The sequence below is a fragment of the Metabacillus halosaccharovorans genome (assembly GCF_002019635.1).
Lineage (GTDB): Bacteria > Bacillota > Bacilli > Bacillales > Bacillaceae > Metabacillus > Metabacillus halosaccharovorans.
The window spans coordinates 2464232-2485466 of sequence record NZ_KV917371.1; the positions used below are offsets into that span (position 1 = coordinate 2464232).

Genomic DNA, 21235 nt, shown 5'->3' on the forward strand with positions numbered 1-21235 from the left:
TCTATTGGTTGTGCTATATGACGAATCTGATATACTCAGGGAAGTTAGATATTGTTATAATAGATTTTATCTATAAAAAGGACGTTGATTTTATAATGGAGACGCCTCTTTACACTGCTCTATTAAACCATGCTAATGTGAAACCAACATCTTTACATGTACCTGGTCATAAAAATGGAGCAGTTTTTTTACAAGAAGCAAACCATCTGTATAAAGATATCTTACAAATAGATGTGACTGAATTAACAGGACTGGATGATTTACATCATCCACAGGATGTTATTCTAAATGCACAACAGCTTACTTCAGAATTATATCAGGTAAAAAGTTCGTACTTTTTAGTGAATGGTTCAACTGTGGGAAATCTGGCAATGATTTTAGCAAGCTGCCAAGTAGATGATGTAGTACTTGTTCAACGAAATTCCCATAAGTCAATTATGAATGGTTTACAACTTGCAGGGGTTAGGCCTGTTTTCCTGGATTCTAAAGTGGATGAAAAGCTCATAGTTCCTAGTTATGTTGAATTTGAAAGAATAAAAGAAGCCATAAGGCTCTATCCAAATGCAAAAGTTCTTATATTAACCAATCCTAATTATTACGGCATTGCCATAGATTTAACGGAGATTGTTACATATGCACATGACCATGGAATTCCTGTGCTTGTTGATGAAGCACATGGTGCACATTTTATTATTGGAGATAGGTTTCCTTTATCTGCTGTTGAGATTGGGGCGGATATAGTTATCCACTCAGCGCATAAGACACTTCCCGCTATGACAATGGGGTCATTTTTGCACTTTAATAGTGACTTAATAGACAAGGAAATGGTAGAGAGCTATCTTTCGATGTTGCAGAGTAGCAGTCCTTCCTATCCGATTATGGCTTCACTTGATTTAGCACGTGCATATTTAAGCAAGATAATGGAAGAGAATTTGCAAGTTGACATAATAGAATCGGTACAAAAGATCAAACAACAAATAGGTGCGATAAAAGGACTGGAGATTATTGAGTCACATGATCGACTTGTTAAAGGTGATCCATTAAAATTAACAATAAGATCAACAAATGGTTTATCAGGATATGAGTTGCAGGAAGTTCTTGAAAGACATAATGTTTTTATAGAATTAGCCAATCCTGAACATTGCTTATGTATATTACCACTTGGTGAGATGAATCAGATTATTAATAAAATAAAAAAAATCAATCCAGATCATCTAAAATCTGAAAAACCAAGATTGGCTACTAAGAAGTTAAAAAGACAAGAAGTAAAAGGAATACAACCGTTAGAAGTATCTTACTTTTTTCTCAAAAAGTGCAAAAAGGTACTAGTTGAATTAGATGATGCCGTTGGTCATTATTCAGCGGAAGCTATTATTCCATATCCTCCAGGTATTCCTCTAATTATGGTTGGTGAGAAAATAACCAAAGAGTTGGTGGAGAAGATTAGACGAATGATAGAATTAGGAGTAAACATCCAAGGAGATTATCATATTAAAAAAGGAAAAATAAACATATACATTAGTAAAGGGTGAACTTTTTTGAAGGGGAAGTTTATAACGTTTGAAGGGCCGGAGGGAGCAGGTAAGACCTCTGTATTGGAATTATTAATGACAGAACTAAGTGGAACTGAGATGGAGATGATTTTCACCCGAGAACCTGGTGGCATTCATATATCAGAGAAAATCCGTGAAGTCATTTTGAACAAAGAGCATACTGAGATGGATTCGCGAACAGAGGCATTATTATATGCAGCAGCGAGAAGACAACATTTAGTAGAAAGAGTTGTGCCTGCAATTGAAAGTGGAAAAATTGTGTTGTGTGACCGTTTTATTGATAGTTCTTTAGCCTATCAAGGATATGCCAGAGGGCTGGGAATAGAAGAAGTATTATCAATAAATGAGTTTGCAATTAACGGATTAATGCCAGATCTTACATTTTACTTTAAAATAGATCCAAAGGTAGGTTTACAAAGGATTTCTAAAAGTTCAGAGCGAGAGAAAAACCGTCTTGATTTAGAAGAATTATCATTTCATCAAAAGGTTCAGGAGGGTTATGAAAAAGTCATCGACATGTTTCCTGAAAGAATTGTTGTCATTGATGCTGAAAAATCACTTGAGGAAGTTGTCGCTGAAGTGAAGAACAAATTAAAAAAGGTAATTTCTTTTTAGCAGGTAAGAAAGTTTTAAATTTGTACTTAGTGTAGGTGTCTAGCTCCAGGCACCTTGCGCCTTTCTAAGATAACATAAAATAAAAATTACCATTAATCGTGCAATGATTCACTTAAATGAACATGTTACAATAAAAGGAGGCTTCTCTAATGAAGTTAATTATTGTGGTTGTACAAGATCAAGATAGTAACAAGCTATTGAATGCCCTTACTGAGCATAATTTCCGTGTTACTAAATTATCAAGTTCAGGCGGGTTTCTTAAATCAGGGAATACAACCTTTATGATAGGTACAGAAGATATACGAGTAGATAAGGCGTTACAAATTATAAAAGATAATTGTAAATCCAGAGATCAACTAGTTGCTCCTGTATCACCAATGGGAGGAAATGCGGATTCCTTTATCCCATATCCTGTTGAAGTAGAAGTAGGCGGTGCAACTGTATTTGTTCTTCCTGTCGAACAGTTTCATCAATTTTAGTAAAATATCTAAATGGCTATATGCCATGGAGGTAAAGGATGAAGATAAGTCAAGATATTAGATCAACTATGGACAAGAGGGGACCTGAGCAAAAAGTTTCCCAAACATCCAGCAAAGGTTTCCATGATTTAATTGTTAAACAAGGAAGTAAGCTTCAAAATGAACAGCTAAATAAATTATTAGTCGACATAGATAGTGCTGGACGAAGATTGGCAAAATCTCGAAATTTCAGTGACCTTTCAAAATACAAGCTTTTAGTAAAAAAGTTTATCCACGAAGCTGTTGAGTATGGCATGAATATGAAACAATCCAGAAGCTGGGATTATAACGGAAATAGCCGTTCATTGAAAATAATTGAGCAGGTGGATGAATCACTAGTTCAATTAGCAGACGAGATATTAAGCAAGGAAGATTCGACAATAGATATTCTTGCAAAAATAGGCGAGGTTAAGGGATTACTTATTAACCTATATACGTAGAGAGTGATGAGTATGACGAAAAGTTTAAGTGAATTTAGTTCATATCAGCCAAGGGTTATCAAACTATTAACAAATAGTATACGAAAGGACCGACTGGCACACGCATATCTTTTTGAGGGGAAAAAAGGTACTGGTAAAAGAGAAGTAGGAGTTCTTTTAGCGAAAAGTTTTTTTTGTGAAAATCTCCAAAACTATGAGCCGTGCGACAATTGTAGAAATTGTAAAAGAATAGAGTCGGGCAATCATCCTGATGTACATGTTGTTGAACCTGATGGCCTTTCAATTAAAAAGGGTCAAATTCAGGCACTCCAAGAAGAATTTTCAAAGTCCGGAGTAGAATCGAACAAAAAACTTTATATGATTGTTCATGCAGATAAGATGACAGTGAATGCTGCAAATAGTTTACTTAAGTTTTTAGAAGAACCTAACGCCAACACAATTGCCATTCTCATAACAGAACAGTATCATAAAATATTGAATACAATATTATCAAGATGTCAATTGTTATCTTTTCAGCCATTGCAACCAAAAGCCATTGAACAGACGTTGACAGATTCAGGGATAGCACCACATATTGCTTCTTTAGTGGCACAACTAACCAATGACACGGAAGCGGCTTTTAATCTGTCAAAAGATGATTGGTTTGCGCAGGCTAGATTGAAAGTGATAAAATTATATGAAGTCCTCACCACTCGAAAAGGACAGGCACCTCTGTATATACACACAGAGTGGATGAATTATTTTAATGATAAGGAAAAGCAAGAAACAGGGTTAGACTTATTATTATATATATATAAAGATGTCTTATCTGTTCAATTAGGAAATGATGAACAAGTGATATATCAGGACATCATTCAGCAAATTAAACAGCATGCCCTTCAAATAACTCAAAGAAGTGTGACTGAGAAGGTAACTTCTATATTAGAAGCTAAGAAACGGCTTCATGCCAATGTAAATCCACAATTATTAATGGAACAATTGGTTTTAACATTGCAGGAGGGATAAGTTTGTATAATGTTGTAGGAGTTCGCTTTAAAAAAGCGGGCAAAATATATTATTTCGACCCTAATGGTCTTCAAATAGAGGATGATGATTTTGTCATTGTGGAAACAATAAGAGGGGTTGAATATGGCAAAGTCGTCTTAAACAATAAAAAAGTAGAGGAAAACGATGTTGTTTTACCTCTCAAAAAAGTCATTCGTCTAGCTGATGAAAAAGATCGGTTAATGGTTCAGGAAAACCAAGAGGCTGCGTCTGAGGCATACCATGTTTGTCAGAAAAAGGTTTCAGAGCATGGTCTCGATATGAAGCTGGTAGATGTTGAGTATACATTTGATCGAAATAAAGTGATCTTTTATTTTACAGCAGATGGACGTGTTGATTTTAGGGAGCTTGTAAAAGATTTGGCTTCAATTTTTAAAACAAGAATAGAGCTACGTCAAATTGGTGTCCGTGATGAGGCGAAAATGCTAGGTGGTATTGGTCCATGTGGTCGTATGTTATGCTGCTCCACATTCCTTGGAGACTTTGAACCTGTATCAATCAAAATGGCAAAAGATCAAAACTTGTCATTAAATCCAACAAAAATTTCCGGTTTATGTGGAAGATTAATGTGCTGTCTCAAGTATGAGAATGATGAGTATGAATCTGCAAAGGAACAATTGCCTGATTTAGGAGAGATGATTGGTACTCCAAGTGGTTTAGGAAAAGTAGTTGGGTTAAATATATTAGAGAAAATTCTACAGGTAAACCTTGTGGAACAAGAACGCGTGGTTGAATACACTTGGGATGAATTGCAGAAAGAAGGCGTAGTTCCAATGCAATCCACAGATTGATGGGGTGGAACAAGTGGATAAAAAGGAAATATTTGAATCTGTCAGCAGTATGGAGGAACAAATAGGATCTTTATATACACAATTAGGCGAGCTTAAGCAACATTTAGGAGAACTCATTGAAGAAAATCATCATTTACAAATTGAAAATGAGAACCTACGCCGACGATTAGATTCAACAATGACTGGTACGAAAACAAAAGCAAAAAAGACAAAAGCAACGGATAAGGAGCAAAAGAAGCAAAGTCAGCAGGTTGATATAGGAGAAGGCTATGACAACTTAGCGAGACTTTATCAAGAAGGCTTCCATATTTGCAACTTACATTATGGAAGTATTCGTAAAGATGGTGATTGTTTATTTTGCTTATCATTCCTAAATAAGAAATAATAGAGCTGACTCATACTGGTCTTGTCCAAAAGATGAAACCAAATGCTATGTGTCAGTCTTTTTTTGCTATTGAATGCTTTTGCGAAGAGATTAAAGGAGAAAAGAACAATGGTTAAGTTAATAGGAGATGAGAGATTAGATTATTTACTTGCTGAGAATTTAAGGATAATTCAAAGCCCGTCCGTTTTTTCTTTTTCATTAGATGCTGTGTTATTATCAAGATTTGCTTATATGCCTATTCAAAAAGGAAATATAATTGATTTATGTACAGGAAACGGTATTGTTCCACTTATCCTAAGCACAAGAACAAAGGGAAATATTACCGGTGTGGAAATTCAAGAAAGGCTCTATGATATGGCAGATAGAAGTGTCCATTATAACCAGCTGGAACAACAAATAAAGTTGATCCACGCAGATCTGAAAAGCATGCCTCAGGAGCTCGGGCTTGGGAAATTTGATGTGGTTACTTGTAATCCTCCTTATTTCAAAACGCCAAAGAAGGACAAACAAAATCTCAATGAACATTTGGCAATTGCTAGACATGAAATCTTATGTACATTAGAGGATGTCATTAAAGTAAGCAGCCAGCTCGTAAAACAAGGTGGAAAAGTTGCAATTGTTCATAGACCAGGAAGATTAGTAGATCTTGTTGAACTCATGAGAAGATACGGTATTGAACCAAAAAGATTGCAATTTGTCTATCCAAAGCAAGGCAAGGAAGCGAACACAGTCTTAATAGAAGGTATTAAGGGTGGGCAAGCCGATCTGAAACTGTTGCCACCTATTTTTGTTTATGATGAAAACCACGAGTATACACCAGTTATAAAAGAAATTTTATATGGAAAAGAAGAAGATAAGTAAAAAGAAAAGGCAACACTACGGGTAGGGGTCATATAGATGGTACAAAATGAAGTACACTATTTTTATGTGTTAGAATGTAGTGATGGAAGTTATTATGCAGGTTATACAGTAAATCTTGAGAGACGTATACACAATCATAACACTGGTAAAGGTGCGAAATATACGAGAGGCAGAACTCCAGTGAAACTCCTATACTCAGAAAAGTTTGAATCGAAAAGTGAAGCATTAAAAATGGAAATTAAATTCAAAAAGTTTTCTAAGAAAAGGAAACAATCATATATAGAAGGTAGGTGAAGGGAATATGCTACATACACAAAAAAGCTTTATTCATGATGAAATGAAAATGGGAGATTTATTTTTAGTTCCAACACCAATCGGTAACTTGGAGGATATGACTTTTCGGGCTATTAAGGTGTTAAGGGAAGTAGATCTTATCGCTGCAGAGGATACACGTCAGTCAAAGAAGTTATGTAACCACTTTGAAATTGATACTCCCATCTTTAGCTATCATGAACATAATAAAGAAAGCAGTGGACATAGGATTATTGAGTATTTACAGGAAAATAAGAGTGTTGCATTAATTAGTGACGCAGGTATGCCAACAATTTCTGATCCCGGTAGTGAACTAGTACAACAAGTTTTAGAATCAGGTGCCAAGGTAATTCCACTACCAGGTGCTAATGCAGCATTAACAGCACTCATTGCTTCCGGTATTACACCACAACCGTTTTATTTTTTTGGATTTTTAGATCGCCAAAAGAAAGAGAAAAAAAATCAATTATCTTCATTAAGTAGTCGTAACGAAACATTTATTTTATATGAGTCACCACATCGTCTAAAGGAAACACTACATGTAATGCTTGAGTGTTTAGGAAATAGAACGATTTGTTTATCGCGAGAATTAACGAAGAAGTTTGAGGAATTCATAAGAGGTAACATTGAAGAGGTCATATCTTGGTCTGAAAACAATGAAATACGTGGAGAATTTTGTATCATTGTTGAAGGTTCAAAAGAAGAAATCACTGATGAGAAAGATAGTTGGTGGAATGCACTATCTGCAAAAGAACATGTTGAGCACTACATACGCGAAGGATTAAATTCCAAAGAGGCTATTAAAAAAGTAGCACTTGAGCGAAATGTTCAAAAAAGAGACGTTTATCAGGCATATCATATAGAATAATATAAAAAAGGGATCAGATCTGATCCCTTTTTTATATTACTTATTTACTAATTGATTTTGAATTTCAGATAAGATTTGCTCTGCACCTTCACGGCTTAAAACTAATTTACCATTTGCTAACGCCAAGTTATCATCAGAAACTTCCCCAGTGATTTGGCAAGTCATATTTGGCTTGTATTTTTTCAAAATAATTTTATCATCATCAACGTAAATTTCCAATGCATCCTTTTCAGCAATACCTAAAGTACGGCGTAATTCAATAGGAATAACTACACGGCCTAATTCATCAACTTTACGTACAATTCCAGTAGATTTCATAATTTGGTAATCTCCTCTCACCTTTATATATATTTATGTTTTTTTACTATACTTCGTCAATATTCGACAAAAACTGATTTGCTTTTTAAGCATATCAGTGTTTCCAATAAACGTCAATCATTTTTACTATATTTCCATGTAAAAAAATAGGTGCTATATAGAACCCTTAGTATAAGTGGGTTTTTTCTATTATTTACCCACAAATTATGTATAATAAACCTAAAATTGGAAATTGGATATACGGATATATTATTATTTTTGTTAATTATTAGTGGTGTTCGTTCGACATCTATATTTGAAAATTCGACAAAAATCTAAATGATCTTGTCGAATCAGAGAAATGTTAAAACTTTAGGTATATATTCTTGATATTAGAGGCTAAGATGGTATCATTAAGAGTATGAAAAAGTCTGAGATGGTTAGGTTAGTAAGGGCTACTTATTGATCCCAAATCTTAAGATACATAATAGTACCGGAAGTACCTTTGGGGCTAGGGTATTTGAATAGCATTAAGGATACATGGTTTCTTATCGCTCTCGTCCTTTGGGCGAGGGCTTTTTTTGATGACTTGCAGGGTACTTATTTTAATAACTAGTTAGCACAAGGAGGTTATACAATGGAAAATAAAGAAAAGACATTTTATATTACAACTCCAATCTATTATCCGAGTGGAAAGTTACATATCGGACATGCCTATACGACCGTAGCAGGTGATGCAATGGCTCGTTATAAACGTATGCGCGGGTTTGATGTCATGTACTTAACAGGTACAGATGAACATGGACAAAAGATCCAAAGAAAAGCTGAAGAAAGTAACATTACTCCACAGCAATATGTTGATGGAATTGTATCCGGAATAAAAGATCTTTGGGGAAAAATGGATATATCTTACGATGACTTTATCCGAACCACAGAAGATCGACATAAGATAGTAGTAGAAAAAATCTTTGCTCAGCTTGTTGAACAAGGTGATATCTATTTAGATGAATATGAAGGTTGGTATTCAGTACCAGATGAAACCTTCTACACGGAACTTCAGCTCGTTGATCCAATTAAAGAAAATGGCAAAATCGTCGGGGGTAAAAGTCCTGACAGCGGTCATCCGGTTGAATTAGTAAAAGAAGAATCATATTTCTTTAAAATGAGTAAATATGCAGATCGGTTGTTAGCGTTCTATGAAGAAAATCCAGAATTCATTCAACCAGAATCAAGAAAAAATGAAATGATAAATAATTTTATTAAACCTGGATTAGAAGATTTGGCTGTATCGCGAACAACTTTTGATTGGGGAATAAAAGTACCTGGAGATCCAAAACATGTTATCTATGTTTGGATTGATGCACTTTCAAATTATATTACGGCACTCGGGTATGGAACAGAACAAGACGATAAATATAAAAAATACTGGCCTGCAAATGTTCATATTGTAGGGAAGGAAATTGTCCGTTTTCATACAATCTACTGGCCTATTATGTTAATGGCATTGGATTTACCACTTCCTAAGAAGGTATTTGCTCATGGTTGGCTTTTAATGAAAGATGGTAAGATGTCAAAATCTAAGGGGAATGTAGTGGATCCAGTTACATTGATTGATAAATATGGCTTAGATGCTCTTAGATATTATTTATTAAGAGAAGTACCTTTTGGTTCTGACGGAGTCTTTACTCCTGAAGGATTTATTGATCGTGTTAACTATGATTTAGCAAATGACTTAGGTAACCTGCTCAACCGAACTGTAGCTATGATTGATAAGTATTTTGAAGGGAAAACACCTGCTTATAATGGAAGTCAAACAGAATTTGATGATCAACTTGTAAAGACTTCACAGGAAACGATTAAGAAATATGAAGAGGCAATGGAAAATATGGAATTCTCAATTGCACTTTCATCCCTATGGCAGTTTGTTAGCAGAACAAATAAATACATTGATGAAACGCAACCATGGGTCCTAGCAAAAAATGAAGAAGACAATGATAAATTGGCTTCAGTAATGGTCCATTTAGCTGAATCACTACGAATCACTGCAGTTTTATTGAAACCATTTTTAACAGAAACACCAAATAAAATCTTTGACCAACTAGGTATTCATACTGAAGCTTTAAAGAATTGGGATAGCCTTTTGGCATTTGGCCAGATTGACCAAACAAATGTAAACAAACAGTCACCTATCTTTCCACGATTAGAAGTGGAGGAAGAAGTAAAGTATATCAAAGAACAAATGAAAGGCTCTGCTCCGGTTGTAGAAGCTGAGAAAAAAGATGCAAATATTGCTCCTCAAGAAGAGGAAATTACAATTGATGATTTTATGAAATTAGACCTTCGGGTAGCGGAAGTTCTCCAAGTTGAACCAGTAAAAAAGGCAGATCGTTTGTTAAAAATCCAGTTGGACTTAGGGTATGAGAAAAGGCAGGTTGTTTCTGGAATTGCCAAACATTATAAACCAGAGGAACTAATAGGAAAAAAAGTTATCTGTGTTGCTAATCTAAAACCTGTGAAGCTTCGTGGCGAATTATCTCAAGGAATGATTTTAGCTGGATCACAAGGTGATTTACTTTCAGTCGCAACAGTTTTTGCTGACCTTCCAAACGGTTCAAAAGTAAAATAACTACCCTTTGTGAGCGTCTTATATTTAATGAGACGCTCACTTTTATTATTAGAAGTTTGGAAACCTTATTACATGTAGATATTAGAACAGTTAACTGTCATTAGAATAAGTTGATGAAAGCTGCCGAAAAACAAATGTTTCACGTGTAACATTTTGTAAAACATGATACGGATTTGTCGAAACAAGCTGAGGAAAGGAAGTAGAAAAATGCTATTTGATACACATGCTCATTTAAATGCTATTCAATATGATGAGGACTTGGAAGAAGTCATTGAAAGAGCCCGATTGGAAAAAGTTACACATATTGTTGTGGTAGGTTTTGATAAAGAAACGATTACAAGAGCAATGGAACTTACAGAAAAATATGACATGATATATGCAGCAGTAGGGTGGCACCCTGTTGACGCAGTAGATATGACAGATGAGGATTTACTGTGGATTAAGGATTTGGCTTCACATCCAAAAGTAGTTGCTATAGGTGAGATGGGACTAGATTATTACTGGGATAAGTCACCGAAGGAAGTACAAAAAGAAGTATTTCGTAAACAAATTCAATTAGCTAAAGAGGTAAAGCTTCCGATCATCATTCATAATCGTGATGCAACAGAAGATGTGGTGGAAATTTTACGAGAGGAAGGAGCTAGTGAAGTAGGAGGCATTATGCATTGTTTCACCGGGAGTTTAGAGGTAGCAAAGCAGTGTATGGACATGAACTTCTATATTTCATTTGGTGGTCCTGTAACCTTTAAAAATGCAAAAAAACCGAAGGAAGTTGCTAAAGAAATTCCAATCGAGCGATTACTCATTGAAACAGATTGTCCTTATTTAACACCACACCCATTTAGAGGAAAGCGTAATGAGCCAAGTTATGTAAAGTATGTAGCAGAACAAATTGCTGAGCTAAGAGAGATGGATTTTGAGGAAATTGCTCAAAAAACATCCGACAATGCCATGAAGATATTCGGCATAACTCGATAACGAAAGTTGTCGAGTTATGCAGGAGCTTGTCCACTTTTTGAGAAAATCATTCAGTTCTACATGTCTAAACTTCCTCATAGTATAACTTTGTCGATAACTCTTACTTCACTTTTCCTGACTTATTAAGCATAATTATGAGTACGTTGGAAAAATGAGACAACGCCCAAAGGGTTGACAAGACGAAAGATACTCTATATAATCCACGAGGAAGAAGGAGGCGGTTTTCATTTTTAGTGAAAATTTGAAAAAGCTGTTTTCCGAAAAGGTAATAAAGAACAAATTTGTCCTTTCTGCTACTAGTTTAATAGTTTTAGGATCAGGGTCTGCGTACGGTACATATGAGTTAACGAAGGAATCTGTCTCATTGACCATCAACGGTAAAGAAGAAATAGTCCGTACACATGCAAACACTGTCAACGATTTACTTAAAGAATATGAAATAGATATAAGACAAGAAGATGAACTATCACACGATACTAAAAATAAAATTAAAGATGATATGAAAATCACCTATAAAGCAGCAAAACCAATTAAAGTTGCAATGGGTGATGAACGAAGGACAATTTGGACAACAGCGGATACAGTTAAAGAACTGATACAACAAGAGGATATTGATGTCACTGAGCATGATCGAATAGAACCAGCTTTAGATACAGTAATTAAGAACGATTTGTCACTAACAATTGATAAAGCATTTCAAATTACACTAAATGTTGGCGAAGAGGAAAAGCAACATGTTTGGACTACTTCGACTACTGTCGCTGACTTTTTAAAGAATCAAGATGTTCAATTAAATGAATTGGATAAAGTTAAACCCGCTCTAACAGATGAATTAACTGAAAAGAGTAATGTTACAGTAACCAGAATAGAAAAAGTCACCGATGTAGTGGAAGAACCGATCGCCTTTAATGTTGTGGAAAAGAAGGATGACAACATTGAGAAGGGCGTACAAAAAGTTATCAACTCAGGAAAAGAAGGTAAACAAGAAAAGCATTATGAAGTAACAATTGAAAACGGCCAGGAAGTAACGAGAAAACTATTGAAAACTGAAACAGTTCAAAAAAGTGAGGATCGTGTAGTTGCTCTAGGGACTAAGGTTGTTCAAACGAGTACAACTGTTGCTTCTCGAGGAAATGATTCTGTTTCAAAAGAGTTTTATGTAAATTCAACGGCTTATACTGCAAATTGCAATGGTTGTTCCGGAACCACTGCAACAGGAGTGAATTTAAAAGCAAATCCAAATGCAAAGGTTATTGCTGTTGACCCTAGTGTCATTCCTTTGGGTACCAAAGTATATGTCGAGGGCTATGGATATGCAGTTGCTGCTGATACTGGTTCCGCTATTAAAGGGAACAAAATCGATGTGTTTTTATCATCAAAATCAGCTGCCTATCGATGGGGTTCGAAAAGAGTAAAAATTAAAATTTTAGAATAGATTTGACAGAGGATTAATTTCCTCTGTTTTTTATTTTTCCTTTAAATAATTTCTTATGAGGCTGCTTATAAAACAAGGCTATTCCAACCCACACTTTTGTTCTTTTTAAAAGGAATGTATACTGTTTATATCTCTTCATTACATAAGACGTAATTACATAGGGAAAAGTTTCAACTTTTTTTGGAGGAAATAATGAAAATAAAAGAAATTATCGTTGTAGAAGGAAAAGACGATACTACAGCTATAAAGAGAGCTGTTGATGCAGATACAATTGAAACAAATGGCTCTTCAATAGGAGATAGTGTTATTGAACAAATTAAATTGGCTCAACAAACACGTGGAGTCATTATATTTACTGATCCGGATTTTCCAGGTGAAAAAATCCGAAAGACCATTTCAGAACTAGTGCCTGGATGTAAGCATGCTTTTTTGCCCAAAGATGAAGCAAGGCCTAAACGAGGTAGAGGAATAGGAGTAGAGCATGCTTCGAATGATGCCATCCGAAAAGCTCTTCATGCAGTTAAGGAAGAAATGAAGGAATTTTCAAGTGAGATTAGTTTTGACGACTTACTTGATGCAGGTTTAATAGGTGGCAGTAAGGCGAAGGATAGACGTGAAAAATTAGGATTACTTTTGAAAATAGGTTATACAAATGGAAAGCAATTACACAAAAGGTTACAAATGTTTCAAATCTCAAGAGGCGATTATTTAAATGCTATAAACAAAATCCTGCAGGAGGAAAATAAGTGATGACGAAGGATATAGCAACACCCATTCGAACAAAGGCTATTTTAGAAAAGTACGGCTTTTCATTTAAAAAAAGCTTAGGTCAAAACTTCTTGATTGAGCCAAATGTTCTTTCTAGGATTGTTGACCATGCAGAAGTAACAGATAAAACAGGCGTTATAGAAATTGGTCCGGGTATTGGTGCTCTAACTGAACAGTTAGCCAGAAGAGCAAAGCGTGTGCTTGCTTTTGAAATTGATCAAAGGCTGCTTCCTATTCTTAACGAGACATTAGAGCCGTATAAAAATGTAACAGTTATTCATCAAGATGTTCTGGAAGCAAATCTAAATCAGGCAATTGAAGATTCCTTTCACGATTGTGAGGAAATCATGGTTGTGGCTAATTTACCGTACTATGTTACTACACCTATTATTATGAAGCTATTAGAAGAAAAACTGCCATTAAAAGGTATTGTTGTCATGCTTCAAAAGGAAGTTGCTGATCGAATATCAGCTGTTCCGTCCACAAAAGAATATGGTTCACTCTCAATTGCTGTGCAATATTATACAGAAGCCAAGACGGTCATGACTGTACCAAAGACAGTTTTTGTGCCTCAACCGAATGTAGACTCAGCAATCATTCGATTATTAGTTAGAGATAAACCAATTGTTGAAATTGAAGATGAAGGCTTTTTCTTTCAAATTGTACGTGCGAGCTTTGCGCAAAGGAGAAAAACATTATTAAACAATCTTGTACATTATCTGCCAAATGGAAAAGAGCAGAAAGGGAAAATAGAAGAGGCGCTTCTTGAAATTGGAATCGATGGTAAAAGAAGGGGAGAGTCATTATCGATTGAAGAATTTGCTAAGCTCAGTGATCATTTAGTTAAAATTGTAAGCAGATGATAATAAGATCAGGGGTGTCCCGTAAAAGGAACACCCCTGTTTTTTTGTTTTACTATTAGAATGTATATAAATTTTATGGATGGTCGTATAAGAAAAATTAAGGCTTTCGCCATTACGACTTGGCGACAAGCCAAGTTTTCTAATTTTTTTCAGCATATCACCAATTTTAAAAACCTACATAGGCTAGAAAAGGATCATTTTTAATCCTTGATCCAGCTAAAAGGAGAAGGGCCTGACGTTGTGAGCTAACTTGATAAGACAACAGGTGAATCATTCATTGGAGTGGTATAGGATGCAAGTGAAAATTGGAGATGTTGTTGCGAGAAAATCATATAATCAAGACTTATTATTTCGTGTTATAGACGTAAAAACAACTGCTACTGGAGAGCAGGTGGCAATTTTATATGGAGATGAAGTAAGACTAATTGCAGATGCAGGGTGCAATGATTTAGTTATCGTTGATGAGGCTGAAAAAAATACGAGAAAACAAAAAGAAAAAGAGAGAATTGATCAGTCTTATTATTTATTTCGGCAGGATTATCAGTTGCTAAGAGAAAAACAAGAATATTATGCTACTTCCAGCTACAGTCATAATGAGGAGTTTTTCCATATCCCGGGGAGGGTCCTTCATGTTGATGGTGATCCACTTTATTTACAAAAATGTCTCTCCTTGTATGAAAAAATTGGAGTACCTGTAAATGGTGTTCATGTAAATGAAAAGGAAATGCCTGAAAAAATTACTGACCTCCTAACAAAATATCGACCAGATATATTAGTTGTTACAGGACATGATGCTTATTCAAAGCATAAAGGTAGTATCGATGATATTAATGCTTATAGGCATTCCAAGCACTTTGTTCAAACAGTTCGGCAGGCACGTAATAAAGTTCCACACCTTGACCAGCTTGTCATCTTTGCCGGGGCGTGTCAGTCACATTTTGAATCACTTATACGTGCAGGTGCTAATTTTGCAAGTTCCCCATCTAGAGTTAATATTCATGCACTAGATCCGGTTTATATCGTTGCAAAGGTCAGCTTTACACCTTTTGTTGAAAGGATTAATGTATGGGATGTTTTAAGGAACACTCTCACTCGAGAAAAGGGGCTAGGCGGTGTCGAAACACGAGGAGTACTTAGAACTGGTATGCCTTACAGAAAACCATCAAGTCCATGATTCCTGGCCGCTTACGTTTTCAATATGTAAGTGGCTATTTTTTGTTGATTAGTCTTATGTTAGATGAAAGGAAAGAGGGAAATTTATCTTCTGTTTTCGACTAAATCTCAAAAAAGAATGGCTAATTCCTTTTAACACATAGATAGAAAATATTCATCATTTTAACAAATTTAATTCGTTTTTTCCTCTCTAAACTTATGCATTGTAGGAAAAAAATGAACATTCATATCAATAAGATGAAAAAACATTCATTTTTGTTACATAAAAGTTAGGATGTTTGTTCAAACTATAGGTGACAAATGAGAATTTTGTTGAAAATATTTTATTGACAGTAGTGAAAAGATACTGTTATAATTTAAATTTTATTTGACTTACATAGGCGAAAGGTTGTATAATAATCTTAGTGAGGTGGATGCAATGGGAAAAACTCTAACGGATATTAAAAAATCCTTGGATGGTAATCTTGGCAGACGACTAACTCTTAAAGCTAATGGTGGTCGTAGAAAAACGATAGAACGCTGTGGTGTACTAGCAGAAACCTATCCATCTGTCTTTGTTATTGAACTTGATCAAGATGAAAATTCGTTTGAACGTGTATCTTACAGCTATGCCGATGTTTTGACTGAAACAGTACAACTTACATTTTTTGAAGATACAACAGGTTCTTTTGCAGTTAGCGGACAGTAGACAGCATATGTTTACTGTTTTTTTTTGCTTAAGATTCGTATCATACATATCTAGATGTTTATATTCAAATACTATAAAAGCCGCAGTACTTTTTCTATTTGGAAACTTTAGCTTATCCTTTGAAGGGAAGTGTGTTTGCAGATGGCGAGACGTCGTGGAATAATGTCTGAAAGCTTTAAATATGAATTAGCAAAAGACCTGGGGTTTTACGATATCGTGAAGGAAGAAGGCTGGGGAGCAATCCGCTCACGTGATGCCGGGAATATGGTTAAGCGTGCAATTGAATTAGCTGAAGTACAGCTTTCGAAACAACAGAATAAGTAACTTAGATTGGCGGCATAGGGTTTGGTTAATAAAACATTCATTTGGTTTGAATGGTTTTGTAACCGGCCCTTTTTTTACGATATAGATTATATGATGTCGAAGGATTTGTAATTTTCTTTACTATTTATTCTCTGTAAGAATAAAAAACCACTAATATGATAAGAAATGAACAGAGGTACTTGTATTTGTATCATATATCTAATGGTCATCGTCTTCTATCCATTCCGAGAATCTGGTTATAAAACAATGGAAATGTCGAAAAAAGCAATACGATACCTGCTTTTGTGGTACAATGTTGATACAATTTTAGTTCGTTCAAGTAGGTGACAAAGATGCGTGTTTTAGAGAAGGCACCAGCCAAGATAAATTTATCGTTAGATGTTCTCCGCAAGCGACAAGATGGTTTTCATGAAGTAAGAATGATCATGACAACTATTGATCTTGCGGATCGTGTTGAATTAGTAGATATTTCCCCAAATGAAATCCGGATAGTCTCACATAATCGTTTTGTTCCAGACGATCAGCGGAATTTAGCTTATCAAGCAGCAAAGTTATTAAAGGACCGTTTTAATATTGAAAGAGGTGTATCCATTTCAATTACAAAAACAATACCGGTTGCTGCAGGATTAGCGGGTGGAAGCAGTGATGCGGCAGCGACATTAAGAGGACTTAATAAGTTATGGAAACTTGGTTTGACTCTTGATGACTTAGCAAAACTCGGTGCAGAGATTGGGTCAGATGTATCCTTTTGTGTATATGGAGGAACAGCACTGGCAACTGGTCGTGGTGAAATGATTCAGCAAATTGATCCGCCACCACATTGCTGGGTAGTGCTTGCAAAACCAACGATCGGGGTTTCAACAGCAGATGTATATCGAAACTTAAATCTGCAAACGGTTCAACATCCTGATGTAGATGGAATGGTTAGTGCCTTACATAATAATCATTATGAAAAAATCTGTTCCTTAATGGGAAATGTTCTAGAGGATGTTACATTGCGTATGCATCCAGAGGTAGCAAATATAAAAGAACAAATGAAAAGGTTTGGTGCTGATGCTGTATTGATGAGTGGAAGCGGACCAACAGTATTTGGGTTGGTACAGTATGAGTCACGTTTACCACGTGTATATAATGGTTTAAGAGGCTTTTGTGATCAGGTATTTGCTGTAAGGATGCTTGGAGAGCGAAACATCCTTGATTAAATACGGATATTAAGTTATATTTACAATAATAATATTCGGATTTTGGGGGTTACCAGTTCATGAAATTTCGTCGTAGTGGTCGACTTGTTGATATGACAAACTACATGCTTCATCATCCACACTCTTTAGTACCATTAACATTTTTTTCTGAGAAATACCAATCTGCTAAATCATCAATTAGTGAAGACTTAACGATTATTAAAGAAACGTTTGAACAGCAAGGAATCGGGACATTATTAACTGTGCCAGGTGCTGCAGGTGGAGTGAAATTTATCCCTAAGGTGGAAGCAAATGAGGCGAAGCAATTCATTGCTGAACTATGTGAGCTTATTGCAAAACCGGAAAGATTGCTTCCCGGAGGTTATTTATATTTAACTGACCTTCTAGGTACCCCATCTATCGTTAATAAAATTGGTCGTCTTTTTGCGACAGTTTTTAGTAACCGGAAAATTGATGTAGTCATGACGGTGGCAACGAAGGGGATACCATTGGCATATGCCGTAGCAGCACAGCTTGATGTACCTGTTGTTATTGTTAGAAAAGACAGTAAAGTAACAGAAGGTTCAACCGTAAGTATAAACTATGTTTCGGGATCATCAAAGAGAATACAAACGATGTTGCTTGCTAAACGCAGCTTAAAAGAAGGATCAAATGTGCTCATTATTGATGACTTCATGAAAGCTGGGGGTACAATTAACGGCATGATTAGCCTCTTGGAAGAGTTTAAAGCAACAGTAGCGGGCATAGGTGTTCTAGTAGAAACAGAGGGTGTTGAAGAAAGATTAGTTGATCAATATGTATCACTGGTAAAATTAGCTGACGTGGATGTTCGTGAACGAAATATTCACGTAACAGAAGGCACTTACTTTCAGATTGTAAATACTAAAGAGATTGGAGAGGAACTTTATGAAGATCGTTAGTACAAGTCAAGCACCTGCTGCAATTGGACCGTATTCACAAGGAATTATTGTAAATAATTTGTTTTATAGTTCCGGTCAAATTCCTTTAACTGCTGAAGGGGAAATGATTTCAGGAGAAATTGAAGCGCAAACACACCAAGTGTTTAAAAATTTAAAAGCTGTATTAGAAGAAGCAGGTGCATCTTTAGAAAGTGTTGTAAAAGCAACTGTGTTTCTTCAAGACATGAATCATTTTGCCTCTTTTAATGAGGTATATGGACAATATTTCTCAACTCATAAGCCTGCACGTTCATGTGTGGAAGTGGCAAGATTGCCAAAGGATGCTTTAGTTGAAATTGAGGTTATTGCATTAGTTAAATAATATGAAAAGTCAATCACTCTGATGTGGTTGACTTTTTTTGTAGCTGAAAATCAAAAAAATAGAATATTTGTCAATTATTTTGCCTAAAATTAAAAAAATTTTCAAATTAAGGGAGGAATAACAGAAGTAACGTTGAATTTAGTAACTAAAGTTTTTCATATGGGGAAAAGGTGGTGAACAGAATGGAAGTTACAGACGTAAGATTACGCCGCGTAAATACCGAAGGACGTATGAGAGCAATTGCATCTATTACGTTAGATCATGAGTTTGTAGTTCATGATATCCGCGTTATTGATGGTAATAACGGTCTCTTTGTTGCGATGCCAAGTAAGCGCACTCCTGATGGTGAATTTAGAGATATTGCACACCCTATCAATTCCAGTACACGCGGAAAAATTCAAGATGCTGTACTGACTGAATATCATCGTTTAGGTGAATTAGAAGTTGAATTTGAAGAAGCAGGTGCTTCATAAAATAACAAAGGAACTTTGTACAACTGTACAAGGTTCTTTTTTTTGTTTTAGGAAATAATAAGATTCTAAGATTCGGTCCTTATGTAGGAAGAAGATTCGACAACTTTTTTAAGATCTCAAACAAGATTTAATGATTTTTCCAGTAAGTTCAATTGAAAGATGAAACTTGTGATAAAATTAGAAATATCATGTACTTTTGTTTGTTGTCTTGAAATACGACTTATTTTAAGATATATTTTTTTATGGATAAAAAGGTACTGTTTTATGGTGAATAAGAAAGAAAAAACTATGCTCCCGCATTAGGAATTGGCGAAGAGTGAAGTTTTTCTATTGATTATAGCTTATTGGAGGCTTATTAAATGGATAATCGTTATGCAGTTATTCTGGCTGCTGGACAAGGGACAAGAATGAAATCCTCACTATATAAAGTGTTACATCCTGTTTGTGGGAAACCAATGGTTCAGCATGTACTTGATCAAGTAACACAATTAACATTGTCGAAAGTTGTCACAATTGTTGGCCATGGGGCGGAAAAGGTAAAGTCTGAGCTTGGTGATCGAACAGAGTATGCATTACAAAGTGAACAATTAGGGACGGCGCATGCAGTAATGCAGGCTGCACCATTTCTTGAAGATGAAGAGGGTACAACAATTGTTATCTGTGGTGACACTCCCTTAATTCCGGCTGAAACAATGTCTGCTTTGTTAGCCCATCATCAAGAAACAAATGCAAAGGCAACGATTCTTACAGCAAATGCTGAAGATCCGACTGGATATGGCCGTATTGTCCGTAACCAAGAGGGAACAGTAGAAAAAAACGTTGAACATAAGGATGCATCAGAAGACGAACGAAAGATTACGGAAATTAACACTGGTACATATTGTTTTGACAATAAAGAATTGTTCAAGGCATTAAAAAATGTTTCTAATGATAATGTTCAAGGAGAATATTATTTACCAGATGTAATTGAGATTCTGAAAAAAGAGGGGAAAGTCATTTCAGCGTATCAAACAGCATCTTTTGAAGAAACATTAGGAGTAAATGATCGAATTGCATTATCACAAGCGGAAAAACTAATGAAACAACGTATTAATAAAGAGCATATGAGAAATGGTGTTACAATTATAGATCCGGATAATACGTATATTTCTGTTGATGCCAAGATAGGCCGCGATACAACGATTTATCCAGGAACTATGATCATTGGTGAAACTGTGATTGGTGAAGAATGTGTTATTGGACCAAATACAGAAATTAAAAACTGTAATATTGGTACTAAAACAACGATCAGACAATCTGTCGCACATGATAGCGAAATCGGCAGTGAAGTACAAATAGGCCCATTTGCACATATTCGTCCTTCTTCTCATATTTCCGATGAGGTGAAGATTGGAAATTTTGTTGAAATTAAGAAATCATCAATGGGCAAAGGCAGTAAGGCCTCTCACCTAAGTTATATTGGGGATGCAGAGGTTGGATCTGATGTAAACCTTGGATGTGGTTCCATTACAGTTAATTATGATGGGAAAAATAAATTCTTAACAAAAATAGAAGATGGTGCTTTCATAGGCTGTAATTCAAACTTAATTGCGCCCGTTACAGTTGGAAAAGGTGCATATGTAGCAGCAGGATCTACTGTAACGAATGATGTACCAGAAAAAGCATTAACAGTTGCACGTGCTCGACAAGTAAATAAAGAGAATTATGTCGACCGTTTAAATCATAAAAATTCCTAATGGA

24 protein-coding genes are annotated in these 21235 nt (G+C 35.5%); 23 read left to right on the plus strand and 1 reads right to left on the minus strand.

Annotation, left to right across the window (positions count from 1 at the left end; genetic code table 11):
- The first annotated feature begins 95 nt into the window (after nucleotides 1-95).
- The 10 genes from BK577_RS11760 (at nucleotide 96) to rsmI (ending at nucleotide 7387) form a co-directional block, all read left to right on the plus strand.
- Nucleotides 96-1532 (plus strand): aminotransferase class I/II-fold pyridoxal phosphate-dependent enzyme, encoded by a 1437-nt coding sequence (locus BK577_RS11760; protein ID WP_078433556.1) that lies wholly within the window; start codon nucleotides 96-98, stop codon nucleotides 1530-1532.
- A 6-nt stretch (nucleotides 1533-1538) separates the two neighbouring features.
- Nucleotides 1539-2168 carry a dTMP kinase gene (gene tmk, locus BK577_RS11765; protein WP_078433037.1) on the plus strand — a complete coding sequence of 210 codons (630 nt, stop codon included), beginning with the start codon at nucleotides 1539-1541 and terminating at the stop codon, nucleotides 2166-2168.
- Between the two features lie 149 nt (nucleotides 2169-2317).
- Nucleotides 2318-2647 (plus strand): cyclic-di-AMP receptor, encoded by a 330-nt coding sequence (locus BK577_RS11770; RefSeq protein WP_026562442.1) that lies wholly within the window; start codon nucleotides 2318-2320, stop codon nucleotides 2645-2647.
- Between the two features lie 38 nt (nucleotides 2648-2685).
- Nucleotides 2686-3126, plus strand: a complete 441-nt coding sequence (locus BK577_RS11775; RefSeq protein ID WP_078433038.1) for a YaaR family protein — start codon at nucleotides 2686-2688, stop codon at nucleotides 3124-3126.
- 12 nt (nucleotides 3127-3138) lie between these two features.
- Nucleotides 3139-4131, plus strand: a complete 993-nt coding sequence (holB, locus tag BK577_RS11780; protein WP_078433039.1) for a DNA polymerase III subunit delta' — start codon at nucleotides 3139-3141, stop codon at nucleotides 4129-4131.
- A 2-nt stretch (nucleotides 4132-4133) separates the two neighbouring features.
- Nucleotides 4134-4961, plus strand: coding sequence for a competence/sporulation regulator complex protein RicT (gene ricT, locus BK577_RS11785; RefSeq protein ID WP_078433040.1), 828 nt, complete (start codon nucleotides 4134-4136; stop codon nucleotides 4959-4961).
- A 13-nt stretch (nucleotides 4962-4974) separates the two neighbouring features.
- Nucleotides 4975-5346, plus strand: coding sequence for a DNA replication initiation control protein YabA (yabA, locus tag BK577_RS11790; RefSeq protein WP_078433041.1), 372 nt, complete (start codon nucleotides 4975-4977; stop codon nucleotides 5344-5346).
- 108 nt (nucleotides 5347-5454) lie between these two features.
- Nucleotides 5455-6207, plus strand: a complete 753-nt coding sequence (locus BK577_RS11795; RefSeq protein ID WP_078433042.1) for a tRNA1(Val) (adenine(37)-N6)-methyltransferase — start codon at nucleotides 5455-5457, stop codon at nucleotides 6205-6207.
- Nucleotides 6208-6243: 36 nt separating this feature from the next.
- Nucleotides 6244-6501, plus strand: a complete 258-nt coding sequence (locus tag BK577_RS11800; protein ID WP_078433043.1) for a GIY-YIG nuclease family protein — start codon at nucleotides 6244-6246, stop codon at nucleotides 6499-6501.
- A 7-nt stretch (nucleotides 6502-6508) separates the two neighbouring features.
- A complete protein-coding gene (gene rsmI / locus BK577_RS11805) occupies nucleotides 6509-7387 on the plus strand; it encodes a 16S rRNA (cytidine(1402)-2'-O)-methyltransferase (protein ID WP_078433044.1) in 879 nt (292 codons plus the stop codon).
- Nucleotides 7388-7423: 36 nt separating this feature from the next.
- On the opposite strand, the gene BK577_RS11810 is transcribed toward rsmI, so the two are convergent.
- Nucleotides 7424-7705 carry a transition state genes transcriptional regulator AbrB gene (locus tag BK577_RS11810; protein WP_026562434.1) on the minus strand — a complete coding sequence of 94 codons (282 nt, stop codon included), beginning with the start codon at nucleotides 7703-7705 and terminating at the stop codon, nucleotides 7424-7426.
- A gap of 616 nt (nucleotides 7706-8321) precedes the next feature.
- Here BK577_RS11810 and metG point away from each other — a divergent pair.
- The 13 genes from metG to glmU all read left to right on the plus strand — a co-directional run bounded on the left by metG (nucleotide 8322) and on the right by glmU (nucleotide 21231).
- Entirely contained in the window at nucleotides 8322-10310 is a 1989-nt protein-coding gene (metG, locus tag BK577_RS11815) for a methionine--tRNA ligase (RefSeq protein WP_078433045.1), read from the plus strand.
- A gap of 207 nt (nucleotides 10311-10517) precedes the next feature.
- On the plus strand, nucleotides 10518-11288 hold the full coding sequence (locus tag BK577_RS11820; RefSeq protein WP_078433046.1) for a TatD family hydrolase: 771 nt from the start codon (nucleotides 10518-10520) through the stop codon (nucleotides 11286-11288).
- Nucleotides 11289-11529: 241 nt separating this feature from the next.
- Nucleotides 11530-12723, plus strand: coding sequence for a ubiquitin-like domain-containing protein (locus BK577_RS26610; RefSeq protein WP_078433047.1), 1194 nt, complete (start codon nucleotides 11530-11532; stop codon nucleotides 12721-12723).
- Nucleotides 12724-12915: 192 nt separating this feature from the next.
- The gene (gene rnmV / locus BK577_RS11830; RefSeq protein WP_078433048.1) at nucleotides 12916-13473 is read left to right on the plus strand and encodes a ribonuclease M5; all 558 of its coding nucleotides are present in this window, start codon (nucleotides 12916-12918) and stop codon (nucleotides 13471-13473) included.
- Nucleotides 13473-14354: a 16S rRNA (adenine(1518)-N(6)/adenine(1519)-N(6))-dimethyltransferase RsmA gene (rsmA, locus tag BK577_RS11835; RefSeq protein WP_078433049.1), complete on the plus strand. Its 882-nt coding sequence runs from the start codon at nucleotides 13473-13475 to the stop codon at nucleotides 14352-14354. The genes rnmV and rsmA overlap by 1 nt, the downstream gene beginning before the upstream one ends.
- 292 nt (nucleotides 14355-14646) lie before the next feature.
- Nucleotides 14647-15528: a sporulation peptidase YabG gene (yabG, locus tag BK577_RS11840; RefSeq protein ID WP_078433050.1), complete on the plus strand. Its 882-nt coding sequence runs from the start codon at nucleotides 14647-14649 to the stop codon at nucleotides 15526-15528.
- A gap of 417 nt (nucleotides 15529-15945) precedes the next feature.
- Entirely contained in the window at nucleotides 15946-16215 is a 270-nt protein-coding gene (gene veg / locus BK577_RS11845; protein ID WP_026562427.1) for a biofilm formation stimulator Veg, read from the plus strand.
- Between the two features lie 141 nt (nucleotides 16216-16356).
- Complete coding sequence (locus tag BK577_RS11850; RefSeq protein WP_078433051.1) at nucleotides 16357-16539, plus strand: small, acid-soluble spore protein, alpha/beta type; 183 nt, start codon at nucleotides 16357-16359, stop codon at nucleotides 16537-16539.
- A gap of 332 nt (nucleotides 16540-16871) precedes the next feature.
- On the plus strand, nucleotides 16872-17741 hold the full coding sequence (gene ispE, locus BK577_RS11855; protein ID WP_078433052.1) for a 4-(cytidine 5'-diphospho)-2-C-methyl-D-erythritol kinase: 870 nt from the start codon (nucleotides 16872-16874) through the stop codon (nucleotides 17739-17741).
- A 59-nt stretch (nucleotides 17742-17800) separates the two neighbouring features.
- Nucleotides 17801-18661 carry a pur operon repressor gene (gene purR / locus BK577_RS11860; RefSeq protein ID WP_078433053.1) on the plus strand — a complete coding sequence of 287 codons (861 nt, stop codon included), beginning with the start codon at nucleotides 17801-17803 and terminating at the stop codon, nucleotides 18659-18661.
- The gene (gene ridA / locus BK577_RS11865; protein ID WP_078433054.1) at nucleotides 18648-19022 is read left to right on the plus strand and encodes a 2-iminobutanoate/2-iminopropanoate deaminase; all 375 of its coding nucleotides are present in this window, start codon (nucleotides 18648-18650) and stop codon (nucleotides 19020-19022) included. The genes purR and ridA overlap by 14 nt, the downstream gene beginning before the upstream one ends.
- A gap of 182 nt (nucleotides 19023-19204) precedes the next feature.
- On the plus strand, nucleotides 19205-19495 hold the full coding sequence (gene spoVG / locus BK577_RS11870) for a septation regulator SpoVG (protein WP_078433055.1): 291 nt from the start codon (nucleotides 19205-19207) through the stop codon (nucleotides 19493-19495).
- A 359-nt stretch (nucleotides 19496-19854) separates the two neighbouring features.
- Nucleotides 19855-21231 (plus strand): bifunctional UDP-N-acetylglucosamine diphosphorylase/glucosamine-1-phosphate N-acetyltransferase GlmU, encoded by a 1377-nt coding sequence (gene glmU / locus BK577_RS11875; RefSeq protein ID WP_078433056.1) that lies wholly within the window; start codon nucleotides 19855-19857, stop codon nucleotides 21229-21231.
- Nucleotides 21232-21235: the final 4 nt, after the last annotated feature.

Excerpts from the sequence above, each read along its gene's own strand:
- rsmA (WP_078433049.1), top strand. The coding sequence starts at position 13,473 with ATGACGAAGGATATAGCAACACCCATTCGAACAAAGGCTATTTTAGAA.
- BK577_RS11760 (WP_078433556.1), top strand. The coding sequence starts at position 96 with ATGGAGACGCCTCTTTACACTGCTCTATTAAACCATGCTAATGTGAAA.
- BK577_RS11850 (WP_078433051.1), top strand. The coding sequence starts at position 16,357 with ATGGCGAGACGTCGTGGAATAATGTCTGAAAGCTTTAAATATGAATTA.
- spoVG (WP_078433055.1), top strand. The coding sequence starts at position 19,205 with ATGGAAGTTACAGACGTAAGATTACGCCGCGTAAATACCGAAGGACGT.
- BK577_RS11820 (WP_078433046.1), top strand. The coding sequence starts at position 10,518 with ATGCTATTTGATACACATGCTCATTTAAATGCTATTCAATATGATGAG.
- BK577_RS11810 (WP_026562434.1), bottom strand. The coding sequence starts at position 7,705 with ATGAAATCTACTGGAATTGTACGTAAAGTTGATGAATTAGGCCGTGTA.
- ridA (WP_078433054.1), top strand. The coding sequence starts at position 18,648 with ATGAAGATCGTTAGTACAAGTCAAGCACCTGCTGCAATTGGACCGTAT.
- ispE (WP_078433052.1), top strand. The coding sequence starts at position 16,872 with ATGCGTGTTTTAGAGAAGGCACCAGCCAAGATAAATTTATCGTTAGAT.
- BK577_RS11800 (WP_078433043.1), top strand. The coding sequence starts at position 6,244 with ATGGTACAAAATGAAGTACACTATTTTTATGTGTTAGAATGTAGTGAT.
- holB (WP_078433039.1), top strand. The coding sequence starts at position 3,139 with ATGACGAAAAGTTTAAGTGAATTTAGTTCATATCAGCCAAGGGTTATC.
- metG (WP_078433045.1), top strand. The coding sequence starts at position 8,322 with ATGGAAAATAAAGAAAAGACATTTTATATTACAACTCCAATCTATTAT.
- rsmI (WP_078433044.1), top strand. The coding sequence starts at position 6,509 with ATGCTACATACACAAAAAAGCTTTATTCATGATGAAATGAAAATGGGA.
- yabG (WP_078433050.1), top strand. The coding sequence starts at position 14,647 with ATGCAAGTGAAAATTGGAGATGTTGTTGCGAGAAAATCATATAATCAA.
- purR (WP_078433053.1), top strand. The coding sequence starts at position 17,801 with ATGAAATTTCGTCGTAGTGGTCGACTTGTTGATATGACAAACTACATG.
- BK577_RS11770 (WP_026562442.1), top strand. The coding sequence starts at position 2,318 with ATGAAGTTAATTATTGTGGTTGTACAAGATCAAGATAGTAACAAGCTA.
- rnmV (WP_078433048.1), top strand. The coding sequence starts at position 12,916 with ATGAAAATAAAAGAAATTATCGTTGTAGAAGGAAAAGACGATACTACA.
- veg (WP_026562427.1), top strand. The coding sequence starts at position 15,946 with ATGGGAAAAACTCTAACGGATATTAAAAAATCCTTGGATGGTAATCTT.
- glmU (WP_078433056.1), top strand. The coding sequence starts at position 19,855 with ATGGATAATCGTTATGCAGTTATTCTGGCTGCTGGACAAGGGACAAGA.
- BK577_RS11775 (WP_078433038.1), top strand. The coding sequence starts at position 2,686 with ATGAAGATAAGTCAAGATATTAGATCAACTATGGACAAGAGGGGACCT.
- BK577_RS11795 (WP_078433042.1), top strand. The coding sequence starts at position 5,455 with ATGGTTAAGTTAATAGGAGATGAGAGATTAGATTATTTACTTGCTGAG.